At 71.7% G+C, this 17,290-nt stretch carries 13 protein-coding genes and 2 pseudogenes; 9 read left to right on the top strand and 6 right to left on the bottom strand.

What is annotated here, in order from left to right; all coding sequences use genetic code 11:
• Positions 1-38 precede the first annotated feature (38 nt).
• The 5 genes from AAW14_RS22490 to AAW14_RS22470 all read left to right on the top strand — a co-directional run bounded on the left by AAW14_RS22490 (position 39) and on the right by AAW14_RS22470 (position 5,049).
• Positions 39-836, top strand: a complete 798-nt coding sequence (locus tag AAW14_RS22490; protein ID WP_265565724.1) for a hypothetical protein — start codon at positions 39-41, stop codon at positions 834-836.
• Positions 837-1,063: 227 nt separating this feature from the next.
• Positions 1,064-1,903, top strand: a complete 840-nt coding sequence (locus tag AAW14_RS22485; RefSeq protein ID WP_265565723.1) for a TIM barrel protein — start codon at positions 1,064-1,066, stop codon at positions 1,901-1,903.
• Positions 1,904-1,945: 42 nt separating this feature from the next.
• A complete protein-coding gene (locus AAW14_RS22480) occupies positions 1,946-2,839 on the top strand; it encodes a 2-hydroxy-3-oxopropionate reductase (RefSeq protein WP_265565722.1) in 894 nt (297 codons plus the stop codon).
• Positions 2,840-3,006: 167 nt separating this feature from the next.
• Positions 3,007-4,470, top strand: coding sequence for a catalase (locus AAW14_RS22475; protein WP_265565721.1), 1,464 nt, complete (start codon positions 3,007-3,009; stop codon positions 4,468-4,470).
• A 342-nt stretch (positions 4,471-4,812) separates the two neighbouring features.
• Entirely contained in the window at positions 4,813-5,049 is a 237-nt protein-coding gene (locus AAW14_RS22470; protein WP_265565720.1) for a hypothetical protein, read from the top strand.
• 150 nt (positions 5,050-5,199) lie between these two features.
• Here AAW14_RS22470 and AAW14_RS22465 read toward each other — a convergent pair whose 3' ends face one another.
• Entirely contained in the window at positions 5,200-6,060 is an 861-nt protein-coding gene (locus AAW14_RS22465; RefSeq protein WP_265565719.1) for an alpha/beta fold hydrolase, read from the bottom strand.
• An 84-nt stretch (positions 6,061-6,144) separates the two neighbouring features.
• The gene (gene gcl, locus AAW14_RS22460; protein WP_265565718.1) at positions 6,145-7,929 is read right to left on the bottom strand and encodes a glyoxylate carboligase; all 1,785 of its coding nucleotides are present in this window, start codon (positions 7,927-7,929) and stop codon (positions 6,145-6,147) included.
• Between the two features lie 230 nt (positions 7,930-8,159).
• On the opposite strand from gcl, the gene AAW14_RS22455 reads away from it, so the two are divergent.
• Positions 8,160-8,933 (top strand): hypothetical protein, encoded by a 774-nt coding sequence (locus AAW14_RS22455; protein ID WP_265565717.1) that lies wholly within the window; start codon positions 8,160-8,162, stop codon positions 8,931-8,933.
• A gap of 7 nt (positions 8,934-8,940) precedes the next feature.
• Here AAW14_RS22455 and AAW14_RS22450 read toward each other — a convergent pair whose 3' ends face one another.
• Positions 8,941-10,554: an AMP-binding protein gene (locus AAW14_RS22450; protein ID WP_265565716.1), complete on the bottom strand. Its 1,614-nt coding sequence runs from the start codon at positions 10,552-10,554 to the stop codon at positions 8,941-8,943.
• Positions 10,551-12,230 (bottom strand): AMP-binding protein, encoded by a 1,680-nt coding sequence (locus AAW14_RS22445; protein ID WP_265565715.1) that lies wholly within the window; start codon positions 12,228-12,230, stop codon positions 10,551-10,553. Before AAW14_RS22445 ends, AAW14_RS22450 begins: the two co-directional genes overlap by 4 nt.
• Before the next feature lie 101 nt (positions 12,231-12,331).
• On the opposite strand from AAW14_RS22445, the gene AAW14_RS22440 reads away from it, so the two are divergent.
• The 3 genes and pseudogenes from AAW14_RS22440 to AAW14_RS22430 all read left to right on the top strand — a co-directional run.
• The gene (locus AAW14_RS22440) at positions 12,332-13,168 is read left to right on the top strand and encodes a helix-turn-helix transcriptional regulator (protein ID WP_265565714.1); all 837 of its coding nucleotides are present in this window, start codon (positions 12,332-12,334) and stop codon (positions 13,166-13,168) included.
• Between the two features lie 218 nt (positions 13,169-13,386).
• Positions 13,387-16,197 (top strand): helix-turn-helix transcriptional regulator, encoded by a 2,811-nt coding sequence (locus AAW14_RS22435; protein WP_265565713.1) that lies wholly within the window; start codon positions 13,387-13,389, stop codon positions 16,195-16,197.
• Between the two features lie 252 nt (positions 16,198-16,449).
• Positions 16,450-16,587, top strand: a pseudogene (locus AAW14_RS22430) (trypsin-like serine protease); the annotation flags it as partial.
• A gap of 191 nt (positions 16,588-16,778) precedes the next feature.
• On the opposite strand, the gene dmpI reads toward AAW14_RS22430, so the two are convergent.
• Together dmpI and AAW14_RS22420 are read right to left on the bottom strand one after the other, a co-directional pair.
• The gene (dmpI, locus tag AAW14_RS22425; protein ID WP_265565712.1) at positions 16,779-16,961 is read right to left on the bottom strand and encodes a 4-oxalocrotonate tautomerase DmpI; all 183 of its coding nucleotides are present in this window, start codon (positions 16,959-16,961) and stop codon (positions 16,779-16,781) included.
• 107 nt (positions 16,962-17,068) lie between these two features.
• Positions 17,069-17,290 (bottom strand): annotated as a pseudogene (locus AAW14_RS22420) (LysR family transcriptional regulator); the annotation flags it as partial.

Raw genomic sequence — 17,290 nt, 5'->3', positions numbered from 1 at the left:
TCGCGCACCACCAGGCACCACCAGTGAGGAGAAAGACCGTGGCGAACCCGACCTCCCGAGTCCGCGGCGCCGGCTCCCCCGCCCGCCGCACCATGACCGCGGCCGCCCGCGCGGCTGCCAAACGCGCCGGGCGGCCGGCCGGCCCGGCGCACGAGGAGCATGGCGACCTCCTGGCGGACGGCTCCGCGGACGCCTCGTCGACCCGGGCCGAGGAGCGACGGCCCGGGCCCACCCCGGACATCGAAGCCCCTGCCGCGGGGCGGGACGAATCGCCGGAGCCTTCGCCCGAGCCCGCCGAGGAGGGGTCGGCGCAGGGCACGCCTGCCCGGCTGCCCAGGTGGAGGCTGCCGGCCGTGGTGCTCGGTGTCGTGCTGGCGGCGGGCCTGGTCGCCGTCGCCGTGCTCGGGTGGCGGTACCGGGAGGGGCAGCAGGTCGAGGAGGCGCGGGGGCAGGCGCTCGCGGCCGCGCAGCGGGCGGCGCCTGCGGTGCTGTCGTACGACTACCGGCATCTGGACCGGGACTTCGCGCGGGCCCGTACATACCTGACCGGTGCCTTCCGCGACCAATACCTCAAGACCACGCGCACCGTGGTCGGTCCGACGGCGACGAAGTACCACGGGGTGGTGACGGCGACGGTGGCGGCGCCTACGGGCGGCGGCTCCCCGGCGGCCTCCGTGGTGTCGGCCGCGCCGGACAAGGTCACCGTGCTGCTGTTCGTCAACCAGGTCACCCGAAGCACCCAGGTGCCGGGGCCACGGGTGGACCTGAACCGGGTGCGGATGACGCTCACCCGTACCTCCGCGGGCTGGAAGGTGAGTGCCGTGGACGCGCTCTGAACGGGACCGGGAGCCCTCCCCGGCCTCAGCCCTCGACCGTGCCCCCGCGCAGCTCGCGCGGGGGCACTTTCGCGTGTGCGCTCTTGACAGTCACCCGCAATCACGGGCAGTCTTCCATTAAGCAGAAATAAACTTCCGCTATACGGAAGTCAGCGATACGGAATCAGCGAATGCGCAGGCCCCGCCGACTCCGGCGGACCGCCGAAAGGGAAGGGAGCGCCGCCCCGATGGGATTCGCCGACCAGCGCTTCACCGTCAACCTGTCGATCCTCTTCACGGAACTCCCGCTCCTGGAGCGCCCCGCGGCCGCCGCCGCGGCGGGCTTCGGCGCGGTCGAGCTGTGGTGGCCCTGGGTCGACTCGCCCACTCCGGACCGATCCGAGCTCGAAGCCCTGAAGAAGGCGATCGAGGACGCGGGCGTCCGACTCACGGGCCTCAACTTCTACGCCGGACGGCTGCCGGGCCCCGACCGCGGCGCGCTGTCGGTCCCCGGCGAGGAGTCGGAGAAGTTCCGCGCCAACATCGAGGTGACCGCCGACTTCGCCCACTCCCTCGGCTGCACGGCACTGAACGCGCTGTACGGCAACCGCGTCGACGGCACCGATCCGGCCGAGCAGGACGCGCTCGCCCTGGAGAACCTGGCCCTCGCGGCCCGCGCCGCCGACCGGATCGACGCGGTCCTCCTGATCGAGGCGCTGAACGCGGCCGAGTCCCCGCTCTACCCGCTGGTGTCGGCCCCGGCCGCCGTCGGGATCACCGACAAGGTCAACGAGGCCACGGGGCTCGGCAACGCGCGGTTCCTGATGGACCTGTACCACCTGTCCATGAACGGCGAAGACCTGCCGTCCGTCATCGAGCGGTACGCGGCGCGGACCGGCCACGTCCAGATCGCCGACAACCCGGGCCGCGGCGCGCCGGGCACGGGCTCGCTCCCGCTGGAGGACCTCCTCGACCGGCTGAGGAAAGCCGGATACGAGGGCCGGGTCGGCCTGGAGTACAAGCCGGGCGACAGACCGAGCGCCGAGGCCTTCGCATGGCTGCCGACCGGGGCCCGCGCGGCCCGCTGAGCGCCAACTCGCAGACGTACCGGAGCAGCAAGAGAGGCACCCATGACCACCAACCTCCCCAAGGTCGCCTGGATAGGCCTCGGCATCATGGGCTCCCCCATGTCCGAGAACCTGATCAAGGCGGGTTACGACGTCACCGGCCACACCCTGGAACAGGAGAAGCTGGACCGGCTGGCCGCCGCGGGCGGCACCGCGGCCGGCTCGATCGCCGAGGCCGTACGGGACGCCGACGTGATCATCACGATGGTGCCCGCGTCACCACAGGTCGAGGCGGTCGCCTACGGCCCCGACGGCATCCTGGAGAACGCCAGGCCCGGCGCCCTGCTCATCGACATGTCCTCGATCACCCCGGGGACCTCGATCGACCTGGCCGCGGCAGCCGGCAAGAAGGGGATCCGTGTACTCGACGCCCCGGTCTCCGGCGGCGAGGCCGGTGCCATCGAGGCCGTGCTGTCCATCATGGTCGGCGGCGAGCAGGCCGACTTCGAGGCGGCCGAGCCGGTGTTCGAGGCACTGGGCAGAACGATCGTGCTGTGCGGCCCGCACGGTGCCGGCCAGACCGTGAAGGCCGCCAACCAGCTGATCGTCGCCGTGAACATCCAGGCGTGCGCCGAGGCCGTGGTCTTCCTGGAGAAGTCGGCCGTGAACCTGGAGGCGGCCCTGGAGGTCCTGGGCGGCGGCCTGGCGGGCTCGACCGTGCTGGCCCGCAAGAAAAACAACCTCCTGACTCGCGACTTCACGCCGGGCTTCCGCATCGACCTGCACCACAAGGACATGGGCATCGTCACGGAGGCGGCCCGCGCCGTGGGCGCCGCCCTGCCCGTGGGCGCCGTGGTGGCGCAGCTGGTCGCGAGCCTGCGCGCACAGGGCGACGGCGGCCTGGACCACTCGGCGCTGCTGCGGGCCGTGGAGCGCCTGTCGGGCACCCGGGCCTGACCCCCGCACCTCCGGGTGGCGTCGCCGCCGACACCTGTCCTGTCGCGCCCAGGCGGTGGCGCCACCCGGATCCTACTTCAACAAACTGTTGACGTTCGGATCGCCCCAAACCTAGGCTCCACCAAGCGGAATCAGGTTTCCGCTGCCCCTCGTACGGAAGGTCCACGATGGCGAAGCGTGTGCTCACGACAGAGGCCGGCGCCCCGGTCGCCGACAACCAGAACTCCGCGTCCGCCGGCGTCGGCGGCCCGCTCCTGCTCCAGGACCAGCACCTCCTGGAGAAGCTCGCGCGGTTCAACCGCGAGCGGATCCCCGAGCGGGTGGTGCACGCCCGCGGCTCCGGCGCGTACGGCCACTTCGAGGTGACCGACGACGTCACCGGCTACACCTGCGCCGACTTCCTGGACACGGTCGGCAGGCGCACCGAAGTGTTCGTGCGCTTCTCCACCGTGGCGGACTCGCAGGGCGGCGCGGACGCGGTGCGCGACCCGCGCGGCTTCGCGGTCAAGTTCTATACGGAAGAGGGCAATTACGACCTCGTCGGCAACAACACGCCCGTCTTCTTCATCAAGGACCCGATCAAGTTCCCCGACTTCATCCACTCGCAGAAGCGCGATCCGTTCACCGGGCGGCAGGAGCCCGACAGCGTCTGGGACTTCTGGGCGCACTCTCCCGAGGCCACGCACCAGGTGACCTGGCTGATGGGCGATCGCGGCATCCCGGCGTCGTACCGGCACATGAACGGCTACGGCTCGCACACCTACCAGTGGACGAACGCCAACGGCGAGGGCTTCTTCGTCAAGTACCACTTCAAGACGAACCAGGGCATCCGCTGCCTGTCCACCGAACAGGCGCAGGAAACCGCGGGCAAGGACCCCAATTCGCACCAGACGGACCTGCTGCAGGCGATCGAGCGCGGGGTGCACCCGTCCTGGACCCTGTACGTCCAGATCATGCCGGCGGCCGAGGCGGCCGAGTACCGCTTCAACCCGTTCGACCTCACCAAGGTCTGGCCGCACCGGGACCATCCGCTGCGCCGCGTGGGCCGCCTGGTCCTGGACCGCAACCCCGACAACGTGTTCGCCGAGGTCGAGCAGGCGGCGTTCTCCCCGAACAACTTCGTGCCGGGCATCGGCCAGTCCCCCGACAAGATGCTCCAGGGCCGTCTGTTCGCGTACGCCGACGCCCATCGCTACCGGCTGGGCGTGAACCACACCCAACTGGCGGTGAACGCCCCGAAGGCCGTGCCCGGTGGCGCGAACAACTACGGCCGCGACGGCTTCATGGCGGCCAACGCACAGGGCCGCCACGCCAGGAACTACGAGCCGAACTCGTACGACGGCCCGGTGGAGACCGGCCGCCCGCTGTCGGCCCCGCTCGCGGTCACCGGCCACACGGGAACCCACGAGGCACCCCTGCACACCAAGGACGACGACTTCTTCCAGGCGGGCGAGCTGTACCGCCTTATGTCGGCGGAGGAGAAGGAGCGCCTGGTCGCCAACATCGCCGGAGGCCTCGCGCAGGTCTCCCGCGACGACGTCGTCGAGAAGAACCTGGCCCACTTCCACGCCGCCGACCCGGAGTACGGCAGGCGCGTGGAGGAGGCGGTCCGCGCCCTGCGCGAGGACTGAACCAAGGGCCCGCGCCCGGATACTGACGTCCTGTCAGGCAACCGGGCGCACAGCCGCCCGCCGCCGAGCGTCCCGGACGAGGGGTGGTCGCCGGCACGGCGGGCCGGGCGAGGACCGCGGTGGGGTTCCCGGTTCGAGCGGAGTCGAGAACCCGGGAAGTGCGAGCCAGTGCGGTGGTAAGGTCCCGGGTCCTCCTTCCCGGCCTGAGGGAAGGAGGACCCGGAACCGTCGCACCCGCCGCGGTCCCGGCCACGTGGCGAGCGCCGGAGGCGGACCGTTCCGCCTCCGGCGCTCGCGCGTGCCCGGGGTGCGGATCCGGCCCCCGGGCAGGAGCCTGAAGACATGGAACAGCCGACGAATTATCCGCACATCGTGGTGCATCCCCCGGCGCTGGACGGATCACGGCGGGTCACCGCGGGCGACCAGCCCCTGGGGATCGCCTCCCATCTGGACGACGTCATCGAGATCCTGCGCATGGCGGACCTGGACCGGATCGAAGTCGAGCAGAGTGACCTCATCGAGTGGCAGGGCGGCGGGCCCGAGGACTGGCCGGGACTGTCGGAGCTCGACGCCGAGTAAGGCGTCTACGTATATCTGCGTACACCATCTACGCAACCCTCAAATGAACCTCTGAACACGTGCCCGGGGGCTTCAACTCCCCCCGCCGACGGGGACATCCTCGTCACACGGGGCCCGCCGGCACGGGGGCGGCGGGCCCCGTACGGGGGGTCAGCGCGGTGACAGCGGGCCGTGCGGGCGGGGCCCGGTGGCGGCGTTCCTCAGGAACGGCAGGGTGTGCCGCAGGAAGAGGTCCGGGCGCTCGTTGTACGGCTCATGGGCCGTGGGAAGCCGGACGGCCGTCGTGTGAGCGGGCAGGGCCCGCCGCGCGCGACGGCCGTCCAGCGCCGCCGGGACGACCGGGTCGCGCCTGCCCCACACGAGCAGGACCGGGACATCCAGGGCGGCGGGATCCCGCAGGCCGAACTCCGGGGCGGCGAAGCCCCTCCACAGCGCGCAGTGGACCAGCAGTCGATCCGGCCGGTGCGGCAGTCGGCGGGCCCGCTCGTAGGTCGCCCGCGCGCTCGGGGTGCGCAGGGCGCCCAGGTAGGCACGGGCCAGCGGGACCACCAGCCGGCGGGCGCGGTCCGGGCGGCCCATGACATCTCGGCAGAACCAGCCGGTCAGCGCGTTGCGTGGGGTGAAGCCCGCAGGGTCGACCAGGACGAGCGCGGTGACCGCCCCCGCGTGCCTGCCCTCGGCGAGACGGCAGGCCACATAGCCGCCGACGCTGTTGCCGAGCAGGGCGACGCGGTTAACGCCGTGGTCTTTCGCCAGCATGTCCAGGACCACCCCCGCGGCTTCCACCAGCCCTTCCGGGGTGACCCTCGAGGGGTGCGGCGCCGTCGACTCGCCGTAGCCCGGCCAGTCCAGCACGAAGGTGCGGTGGCGGTCCGCGAGGGCGGGCAGGACGGCGTCGTAGTCGCGCCCGTCACCGGGGTTGGCGTGCAGGAGCAGCAGGGCGGGGGCATCGGGGTCGCCGTACGCGCGTACGGCGATGTCGCCGACTGGGGTGGGGACGGTCATCCGCATGCGCAGAGCATGCCGGAACACGTCCTTGGCAGGGAACAGGGGGCGGCCCACCCGCGGACGGGCCGCCCGGTCCGGATGCCGGCGTCAGACCTTCAGCGTCCTGATCGAGGTCGGGGCATGGCCGGGCTCGGTCGCGAGTTCCTCGAACTCGACGACGTTGCCGATGTCGTTGGTCGTCGACATGGAGATGTTCGTGACGCGCTCCAGGATCGCTTCGACGACGACGGGCACCCGGTACTGCGCGGCGAGCTTCTTGGCCTGCTCGAAGGCGGCGCCCAGGTCGTTCGGGTCGGTCACCCGGATCGCCTTGCAGCCGAGTCCCTCGGCCACCTTCACATGGTCGACGCCATAGACTCCGAGTTCGGGCGAGTTGATGTTCTCGAACTCCAGCTTGACCTGGAAGTCGATGTCGAACGCCCGCTGCGCCTGGCGGATCAGGCCCAGGTAGGAGTTGTTCACCAGGACGTGGACATAGGGGATCCGGTGCTGGGCGCCGACCGCCAGTTCCTCGATCATGAACTGGAAGTCGTAGTCGCCTGAGAGGGCCACGACGGACGCCTCCGGGTCGGCCCTGGCGACGCCGAGCGCGGCCGGGACGGTCCAGCCGAGGGGGCCCGCCTGGCCGCAGTTGATCCAGTGGCGCGCCTTGAAGACGTGCAGCAGCTGGGCGCCGGCGATCTGCGACAGGCCGATGGTGGAGACGTACCGGGTCTCCGGTCCGAAGGCCTTGTTCATCTCCTCGTACACGCGCTGCGGCTTGATCGGGACGTCGTCGAAGTGCGTACGCCGCTGGAGACGCGCCTTCCTCTCCTGCGCGGCGGCGGCCCAGCCGGAGCGGTCGGGAAGGCGGCCGTCCGCCTTCAACTCCCTTGCCACCGCAACGAACAGCTCAAGGGCCGCCTTCGCGTCGGAGGTGATGCCGTAGTCGGGCGCGAAGATCCTGCCGATCTGGGTGGGCTCGATGTCGACGTGCACGAACGTACGGCCCTCGGTGTAGACGTCGAGCCGCCCGGTGTGCCGGTTGGCCCAGCGGTTGCCGATGCCGAGCACGAAGTCGGACGCCAGGAAGGTGGCGTTGCCGTAGCGGTGCGAGGTCTGCAGGCCCACCATCCCGGCGTTCAGTTCGTGGTCGTCGGGGATGACGCCCCAGCCCATCAGGGTCGGGACGACCGGAGTGCCCGTCAGATCGGCGAATTCGACGAGGAGTTCGGCGGCATCGGCGTTGACGACGCCGCCGCCGGCCACGATCAGCGGTCGCTCGGAGGCGTTGAGGAGCGCGATCGCCTTCTCCGCCTGGGCACGGGTGGCGGCCGGCTTGTACACCGGCAGCGGCTCATAGGTCTCCGGGTCGAACTCGATCTCTGTGAGCTGGACGTCGACCGGCAGATCGATGAGCACTGGTCCGGGACGGCCCGAGCGCATCAGATGGAAGGCCTGCTGGAAGACGCCCGGGACCTGCGCGGCCTCGAGGACGGTGACGGCCATCTTGGTGACCGGCCTGGCGATCGACGCGATGTCGACGGCCTGGAAGTCCTCCTTGTGGATCACCGCGGTCGGAGCCTGGCCGGTGATGCAGAGGATCGGGATCGAGTCGCCGGTCGCCGAGTAGAGCCCGGTGATCATGTCCGTGCCCGCGGGACCGGAGGTGCCGATGCACACGCCGATGTTGCCGGGGTGCGTGCGGGTGTAGCCCTCCGCCATGTGCGAGGCGCCCTCGACATGACGGGCGAGGGTGTGATGGATCCCGCCGGAGGCCTTCAGGGCCGCATAGAAGGGATTGATCGCCGCGCCCGGGACACCGAACGCGTCGCTGACGCCCTCGCGCCTGAGGATCTCGACTGCCGCGCGGGCAGCGGTCATACGAGCCATTGAGTACTCCTGCTTCGGCTGTCGGACTCGCGCTCCCGTCGCGCCCTCGCGGTGCGCACTTCCGTATTGCGGAATTCATTTTCTGCTATCTGAAAACAATGTAGGTGGGTGGCCGAAAGCCGTCAAGGGAAGGCGACACGGCGTCGCACGATGGGCCAACCGAAGGACAAGCGGCGGACCGCTGGAGCACGATGGGACCGCTGTCCCGACGTGAGGGTGTGGAGGGGGTCATGTCCGAGAGCGTGCCGGTGCGCTGCCCGGTCTGCCGGCGCGAACATCTCTATGCGGCGCCGTCCTATCCGTGCGCGTGCGGCGCCCCCGTCGTCCCGCCGCTGGACCGTCTTGGCGAACCGACCGTCGTCACCCATCGCACCTGGGACGACGAGTGGGTCACGGTCCGCTGCGAGCTCTGCGGGCGCGAGTGCGAGTGGCCGCACCCGGAGCTGGGCTGCTCGTGCGGAACGGTTCTGCGGGTACCGGTGGACGGAATGGCACCGCCCCTGAGCCCCGCGGTGCCGACGGACCTGGACGACGCCCCGCCGGACGGCCAGGGGCGGGACGAGGAGCCTCTGCTCCCCCCGCGCGGAGGCTCAACTTCGCGCGGCACGCACCGGAATTCCCCGGGTACCGCCTTCCAGCCCGTCACCATCCGCACCGCACGGGACGCCGTCACCGCCGCCGCGCTGTATCTGCGCTGGCTCGGCTACCACGGCATACGGCGCGCCGACCAGCGGCCGCCGCACGGGATCGGGCTCGCTGCGCACGGGATCCTGGCACAGGTTGACCCGAGCGTGCGTCCGGCGTCGCTGCGGGACGTGGAGTGCCTGTGGCTCACCGCGATGTCGGAGTCCGCCCGCTCGGTGTACTTCTCGCTCGCGGGCTACGCCGACGACGCCCGCGCCGCGGCCGACCGCATCGGCGTCCCCCTCTTCGTCCTCGACCTCACCGGCACACCGCAGCCGGTGAACAGCCTCGCCGACGAACTGGCCGCCGGCCCGAGGTGAACGCCCCCTATGCCCCGTCCGCGTACTTCGCCCGCAGTTCGATCTTGCGCACCTTTCCCGAGACGGTCATCGGGAAGGAGTCCAGGATCCGCAGTCTTCCGGGCACCTTGTAGTGCGCCAGCCTCCCCTCGCAGAAGGCCCGCAACTCCTCCAGCGTCAGCGGATCGGCCGGATCGCGCGGGATCACACAGGCGAGGACCTCCTCGCCGTACCGCTCGTGCGGGACCCCGACCACCTGGATGTCGGCGATCTTCGGATGGGCGTACAGGAACTCCTCGATCTCGCGCGGGTAGATGTTCTCGCCGCCGCGGATGATCATGTCCTTGATCCGGCCGACGATCTGCACGTACCCGTCCTCGCGCATCACCGCCAGGTCACCGGTGTGCATCCAGCGGCCGGGATCGATGGCCTCCGCGGTCCTCTCGGGCTCGTTCCAGTAGCCGAGCATCACGCCGTAGCCGCGGGTGCACAGCTCGCCCGCCGAGCCCCGCGGCAGGGTCACACCGGTCGCCGGGTCGACGACCTTGACCTCGACGTGCGGCAGGACCCGGCCGACCGTTCCCGTCCGGTGCTCCAGGTCGTCGTCCATCCGCGTCTGCAGCGACACCGGCGAGGTCTCCGTCATGCCGTAGCAGATGGAGACCTCCTCCATGTGCATCTCGGCGACCACCCGCTTCATCACCTCGACCGGACAGGGCGAGCCCGCCATGATGCCGGTCCGCAGGGACGACAGGTTGTACGCCGCGAAGTCGGGGAGGTTGAGCTCGGCGATGAACATCGTCGGCACGCCGTACAGGGAGGTGCAGCGCTCCTGCTGCACCGCCCGCAGTGTGGCCGAGGGCTCGAAGGACGGCGCCGGGATCACGATGCAGGCGCCATGGGACGTGGCACCCAGATTCCCCATGACCATGCCGAAACAGTGATAGAAAGGGACAGGCAGACACACCCGGTCCTGCTCGCTGTAGCCGACCGTACGGCCCACCCAGTAGCCGTTGTTCAGGATGTTGTGGTGCGAGAGCGTGGCACCCTTGGGGAACCCGGTGGTGCCGGAGGTGTACTGGATGTTGACCGGGTCGTCGCAGCTCAACTCGTCGGCCAGGGCGGCGAGTCGCCCTGGCGGCACCGAGGCCGCGCCCGCGGTGAGCGCGTCCCAGGTGGGGTCGCCGATGTAGACCGCCTCCCGCAACTCCGGGCAGCCGCCGCGGACCTTCTCCACCAGCGCCCGGTAGTCACTCGTCCGGTGGGCGAGGGAGGCGACCAGCAGCGAGATACCGGCCTGCTTCAGCACGTACTCCAGCTCGTGCGCGCGATAGGCCGGGTTGATGTTCACCATGATGGCGCCGATACGGGCGGTGGCGTACTGGACCAGCACCCACTCGGGGCAGTTGACGGCCCAGATGCCGACCCGGTCGCCCTTGAGCACCCCCTTGGCCAGCAGCCCGAGCGCCAGCTCGTCGACGGCGGCGCCGAACTCGGCATACGTCCAGCGGCGTCCGGACGGCAGGTCGACCAGTGCGTCCCGGTCGGGGTACGCGGCGATCGCCCGGTCGAGGTTGGCACCGATGGTGTCGCCGAGCAGCGGCGTCGTGCTCGTCCCGTGCGTGTACGACAACTCGGTCACCGGAAGTCCTCCTCTCGGTACTCGTCGCGCGAGCCCGCGGCCGTCGCCTCGCGCAGCTCGATCCGTCGGATCTTGCCGGAGACGGTCTTGGGCAGATCGCCGAACTCCAGGCGCCGGATGCGCTTGTAGGGGGCGAGGACCTCGCGGGCGTGCTCGAAAAGGACCTTCGCGGTGTCCGGACCGGGCTCCCAGCCCGCCGCGAGGACGATGTACGCCTTCGGTACGGCGAGGCGCAGCCCGTCGGGCGCGGGGACCACGGCGGCCTCGGCCACCGCCTCGTGTTCGAGGAGCGCGCTCTCCAGCTCGAAGGGGGAGATCTTGTAGTCGGACGCCTTGAAGACATCGTCCGTGCGACCGATATAGGTGATATATCCCTCTTCGTCCCGCGAGCCGATGTCCCCCGTCCGGTAGTAGCCGCCCGCCATGGCCTCCGCCGTACGGTCGGCGTCGCCGTGGTAGCCGGTCATCAGACCGACCGGCCGCGCGGACAGGTCGAGCGCGATCTCGCCCTCCCGCGCGCCCGGCGCCCCGCTCACCGGATCGAGCAGTTCGACGCGGAAGCCGGGGCTCGGGCGGCCCATCGAGCCGGTCTTCAGCGGCTGCCCGGGGCTGTTGGAGACCTGCACGGCCGTCTCCGTCTGCCCGAACCCGTCCCGGATGGTCACGCCCCACACCCGCCGCACCTGCTCGATGACCTCGGGGTTGAGCGGCTCGCCGGCGGCCACCGCCTCGCGGGGCGGGGTGCGCAGCTGGGTGAGGTCGGCCTGGATGAGCATGCGCCACACGGTCGGGGGCGCACAGAAGGTGGTCACGCCCGCGCGGTCCATCTCGGTCATCAGCCGGACGGCGTCGAAGCGGGTGTAGTTGTGCAGGAAGACGGTCGCCTCCGCGTTCCACGGGGCGAACAGGTTCGACCAGGCGTGCTTGGCCCAGCCCGGCGAGGAGATGTTCAGATGCACGTCCCCCGGCTTGAGGCCGATCCAGTACATCGTCGCCAGATGGCCGATCGGATACGAGACATGGGTGTGCTCGACCAGCTTGGGGCGGGCGGTGGTACCCGAGGTGAAGTACAGCATCAGCGAGTCGTCGGCCTGGGTGGGCCCGTCGGGCACGAAGTCCCCGTCGGCCTCGTACCCGTCCTCGTAGGGCCGCCAGCCCTCGGGCGCGCCGCCGACCGCGATCCGGGTGTAGTCGCCGGGCACCTCGTCGAACTTGGCGGCGTCCCCGGCGCGCACGACGACATGCCGGACCCGGCCGCGTGCGACACGGTCGCGCAGGTCGGCGGAGCCCAGCAGCGGGGTGGCCGGGATGACGACCGCCCGCAGCTTCATCGCGGCCAGCGCGATCTCCCACAGCTCGGCCTGGTTGCCGAGCATGACCAGGACACGGTCCTCGGCGCGGACACCCCATGCGCGCAGCCGGTTCGCGACGCGGTTCGAGCGCTCGGACATCTCGGCGAAGGACAGCCGGGTGGTGGCGCCGTCCTCCTCGACGATGTGCAGCGCGGTGCGGTCGTTGCCCTCTGCAATGACGTCGAACCAGTCGAGGGCCCAGTTGAAGTACGCCGGACGCGGCCAGCGGAAACCCTCGTACGCCGTGGCGTAGTCCTCCCGGTGCGCCAGCAGGAAGTCCCGCGCACTCCGGAACGCCTCCGTCGCGTCGCTGTTCCCCGTCATCTGTCCTCCTCATCGCCGCACAGCCGCCTACCATCGTGTAATCCGTGATGCAGGTCTCACCACCCCCGAACGGGGGTGCGCCACGATGAAGGGGCGAGCACGTGGCAGCTGACACAGCCGAGGCGGTGGAGGTGCGCGGCGCACTGGTGCGGCTGCGGCGCGCCACGGGGCTGCCCGTCGCCTTCGGCGGGCTCGTGGAGTCCGGCAGGCCGCAGATACGCATCAGCGAACTCAGCGGCAACACGACGACGGCGCTCAGCGCGCTCGCCGTCGTCTCCGGCAACGGCCTCGGCGGCAAGGTGGTCGCACTGTCCCGACCGTGCGCGGTGACCGATTACTCGGCGTCCCGGCAGATCAGCCACGAGTACGACGTGGCGGTGGCGACGGAGGGCCTGCGCTCGGTGCTCGCCGTGCCGGTCGTCGTGCGCCGTCGGGTGCGGGGTGTGCTGTACGGGGCCCTGCGCACGGCCCAGCCGCTGGGCGACCGTACGCTGAACGCGGCCGTCGAGACGGCCCGGGACGTGGAGCAGGCGCTGGTGGCCCGGGACGAGGCGCGTGCCCTGCTGGCGACGGTGCGGGAGCCCGCGGCACCCTCTGGTGCGGCGTGGGAGCAGGTCCGCGAGGCGCACGGCGCGCTGCGGGCGCTGGCCCAGCGGGTCGAGGACCCGGGGCTGCGGACCGAGATCCTCCAGGTGTGCGGCCGTCTGGCGGGCGCGGCCTCGCCCGGCTCCCCGGCCCGGACCGCGGGACTGTCCCCGCGGGAGGTGGACGTCCTGGCGTGTGTGGCGGTCGGCTCGACCAACGCGGCGGCGGCGGAGCGGCTGGGGCTGCGCCCGGAGACCGTGAAGGGGTATCTGCGGTCGGCGATGCGGAAGATGGGGGCGCACACCAGGTGGGAGGCGGTGGTGGCGGCGCGGCGGGCCGGGGTGCTGCCGTAGGCGCCCCGGCCCCGGCGTCGCTCATCGCGCGGATACCGGCGGATTACCGGCCGCCCGCCCTCTTGGCACCGTCCGTGATTGTCGGTACGCCGTTCATGCGGCACTCGGTTGAATTCCCTCGTACCGCACATCTGTTATTTCCCTCACCACGCCGCCTGTCCGAATTTCGAAGGGCCGTTGCCTAATATTGGCCAACACACGACACACGGAGGGGAGCGGTGACCGTGCGACGGGACTTCAAGGAGCCTGCCAGACCCCGCCCCGACCTGGTCATCGGCCGGGAGGAGCTGCTCGCGGGAGCGCGCGAGCAGCTTGCCGACGGTGGAAGTGTGCTGGTGCACGGCCCGGCCGGAATAGGAAAGTCGACCGTGCTGCGCGCGCTGGCCGCGGAATACGGCGAAGCGGTGCGCACCGTGTTGCGCTGCTCGGCGACCGAGTCCGAATCGCACCTGCCCTTCCTGGCCCTGGCCGACCTGCTCGGTCTCGTCGTGGACGAGGTCGCGTACCAGCTGCCCGCGCCGCAGCGCACAGCCCTGGAGTCCGCACTCACCGGCCGCGGCGAGTCCACGCTGCAGCGGGACGGGCTGGCGCTGCGGCTCGCGGTGCTGTCCACCCTCCGCGCGCTCGCCGCCCGCGGCCCCGTACTGATCGTCGCCGACGACCTCCAGTGGCTGGATCCGGCCAGTGCCGAGCTCCTCGGCTTCGCCGCGCGACGACTCGGCGGCACGCCCGTGCAGATGCTGTGCGCGGTCCGTACGCACACCCAGCCGCAGGGCCAGGAGCACGACCGCTATCTGAGTGCGTCCCCGCCGGACACGCTCGCGGTCAGGGTGGACCCGCTCTCCCGCACCGACGTCGCCGATCTTCTCGACCACCGCGGCTACACCGGCCTGCCCCGCTCCACCGTCCGGGACATCCACCGCACCAGCGGCGGCAATCCGCTGTTCGCGCTGGAACTCGGCCGTGCCCTCTTCGAGAGCACGACGCCCCCGAGCCCCGGTGAGCCCCTGCCCGTGCCAACCTCACTGCGCGTGCTGGTTCTCAACCGTCTGGAGGCACTGTCCGCGGAGGCCCGCCGCACCCTGCTGGTGGCGAGCGCGGGAGCGCGGCCCACGCTGGCGCTGCTGCGCGCGGCGGGCCGGGAGAACGCCGAGGCGGAGACCGCGCAGGCCGCCGCGCTCGGGCTGCTGGTGACGGAGCGCGACACGCCGGGCGTACGGTTCGCGCACCCGCTGATATCGGCCGCGCTGTACGCGGAGGCCGGCGCCCAGGAGCGACGGGCCGCTCATGCCGCGCTGTCCACGGCGGCCTCCGATCCGATCGAGCGGGCCCGGCATCTCGCGCTGGCGACCACCGGCACGGATCCACGGGTGGCCGCGCGGCTCGGCGAGGCCGCGGCCGTCGCCCGGGACCGGGGCGCGCCGTCGGTGGCGGCGGAGCTGGGGCTGCTCGCGGCCCGGCACACCCCGGCGGAGGCCGCGCCGGGCCCGGACGCACGGCGGCTGCAGGCGGCCGAGGACGCGCTGACCGCCGGCGAGACGGACTTCGCCCGGGACATCGCCCACGAGGTGCTCGCGCACGCGAGCGAGCCCACGGAGCGGGTCCGGGCGTGGATGGTGGTGATCGACGCCGCCGGACACGCCATGGCCGAGGTCGACGCGGTCTTCCCGCAGGCACTGTCGGACGCGGGCGACGACCCCCGGCTGCTCACCCTCGTGCACTACCAGCTCGCCTGGCGGGCGCTGCTCGTCGAGGGCGACTTCGACCGGGCCCGGGAGGAGGCCGCGCTCGCCGCGGACCTGGCGGCCCGGGCCGGTGACCGGCGCAACGAACTGCTGGCGCTGGCCTTCCAGGCCCAGGCGGAGACGCTGATGGGACACCCGGACGCACCCGCGACCATCAAGCGGGCGCTGAAGGAGCCGCAGGACCCACGGGTGGCGTGCGACCACAACGGCGCCGGGGCCGTACGGTTCCGCTGGTTGATCATGAGCGACCAGCTGGCCGAGGCGCGCAAGACGATCAGCGCACTGCTGCGGGAGGTGCGGCGGCGCGGGATGGTCGAGGCCGAGGTGCACTTCCTGCGCGGACTCGCCGAGACCGAGCTGCGCGCCGGGCACTGCGGGCGGGCGCTGGATCTGGCGCGCGAGAGCCTGCGGCTGGCCCGGGACACCGGGATCGGGGAGGCCGCGAGCGCCATGGTCACCTCGTTCGCGGAGGCAGCGGGCGGCGAGGTGGACCGGGCGCTGATGCTGGCCCGGGAGGCCGTCGCGCGCGCGGAGGAGGACGGCGACGTGATCTACCTGTCGCGGGCACTGGCCGCCCTGGGGCACGCCCAGCTGGTGGCCGGGGACGGGGCGGGGACTGTGGAGTCCCTGCGCCGGGTACGGGAGTTGGAGGAGGGCCTCGGGGTCACCGATCCGGCCCGGGGGCGCTGGCACGGCGACCTCGCCGAGGCACTGGTGCGCGTCGGGGAGCCGGCCGAGGCGCAGGACGTCATCGACGCCACGCGCCCCCGGGCGCTGCGGCTCGGGCGCGAGAGCGTGCTGGCGGCGCTGGACCGGGCGGAGGCCCTGGTCCGCGCGGCGCGCGGCGAAACGGAAGCGGCTGAACGGCAGTTGACGTCGGCTCAGGACCGGCTGGCGAAGCTGGGCTACGGCCTGGAGGAGGCCCGGGCGGCGTATGTGCTGGCGGGTCTGCGCACACCACGGCCGGGACCGCGGTCGTACGACGACGCGGCCCGCCTCTTCCGCCGCTGCCGCGCGATGCCGTGGCTGCGGCAGGTCGAGACGGCCACGGTGACGGGGTCGGCCCAGCCGCCCCTGGCCGCGGCGGCTCTCGACACCCTCGCCGCGACGGAGCGGCAGGTCGCCGCGCTCGTCATGGAGGGCGCGACGAACCGGGAGATCGCCGCGCGCCTGTTCATCAGCGTGAAGACGGTGGAGGCGACGCTGACGCGGGTCTACCGCAAGCTCGGCATCCGCTCCCGCGTGGACATCGTGCGGCTGGCGGCCGGGCACCGCTCGGCCTGACCGAGGACGGGCATCGGCCCCGCGCCGGTTGACGCGCGCAGACCGAGGGTTATCCCTGCCCAATTCCCTTAGGGGGTTCCCTCATTGGGGGAAAACCACTCCGGCTTCTAGCGTAAGGGCGTGCCGCTCGCCCGGGCACCGGGGGTCGATCCCTCCCCCCGCTGCACCCCCCACCCGTGCGACCCCCCACCGGCAACCCTGAGGAGACTCATGATCGGGCTCGACCGCGCCAGGAGACGCGCCGTCGTCGGCTGCAAGAGCTCCTGCGGTTCCCCATACGTCCAGAGTGACGTGGTATGTGCCGGACACTCCTCCGGCGGCATGGACACCTGCCAGGGCGACAGCGGCGGTCCCCCGCTCACCGGGGGCGTCCTGGCAGGCATCACTTCCTGAGGTTCGAGCCCGACGACAGAGCCGATCAACTCGCATCCGATCGACTCGTTGTCGGAGCAAGGCTCCTGAGCACGACTCAGGTAGATACCAGGGGGCGTTGCGGGCCTCCACGAGCGGCCCGCAACGCCCCCTTTCCAATCCGCCCGGCCCGCGAGCCGCTCCCCCGAAAGCGGCTCGCGGGCCGTCCCCTACTTGTCGGCGGTCAGCTTCCCCGCGGCGCCCCAGCTGTCCGCGGGCACCTCGTGGATCCACACCTGCACGGTCTCGGCCGGGATCCGGTAGGCGTCGACGAACGCGTCCGTGACGCGCTTGACGAGGTCGCGCTTGAGCTCGACGTCGCGGGGACCCTGCTGGATGGTGACGATGGGCATGACTGAACTCCCTGGTGTACGGCGGCCCTTGTGACCGCTCGATCGGTACGGGTCCAGTCCATCGCGCGGGGCACGGCCGACCAAGAAGCAGATCGCGAGCGCAGCGATCAGTGATCGTGATCGCCGCAGGCCAGCAGCAGGTCGTCCAGGTACGGCGGCGGGGCCGACGCACTGACGGCGAGCCCCGTCGGCAGCGCGAGGCCGGGAGCCCGGAAGGGTACGAAGGCCACGCGCGGGCTGTGCAGCACACGGGCGTGGGAGGCGAACACCACCGTCCAGAGAGGGCGGCTGCCGATGGTGGCGAGCGTGTCCTGGAGCGAGCCGGACAC

Origin of the sequence: Streptomyces hygroscopicus, from assembly GCF_026168105.1 — a bacterium.
GTDB classification, from domain to species: domain Bacteria; phylum Actinomycetota; class Actinomycetes; order Streptomycetales; family Streptomycetaceae; genus Streptomyces; species Streptomyces hygroscopicus_D.
This window is presented reverse-complemented; position numbering and strand designations above follow the sequence as displayed.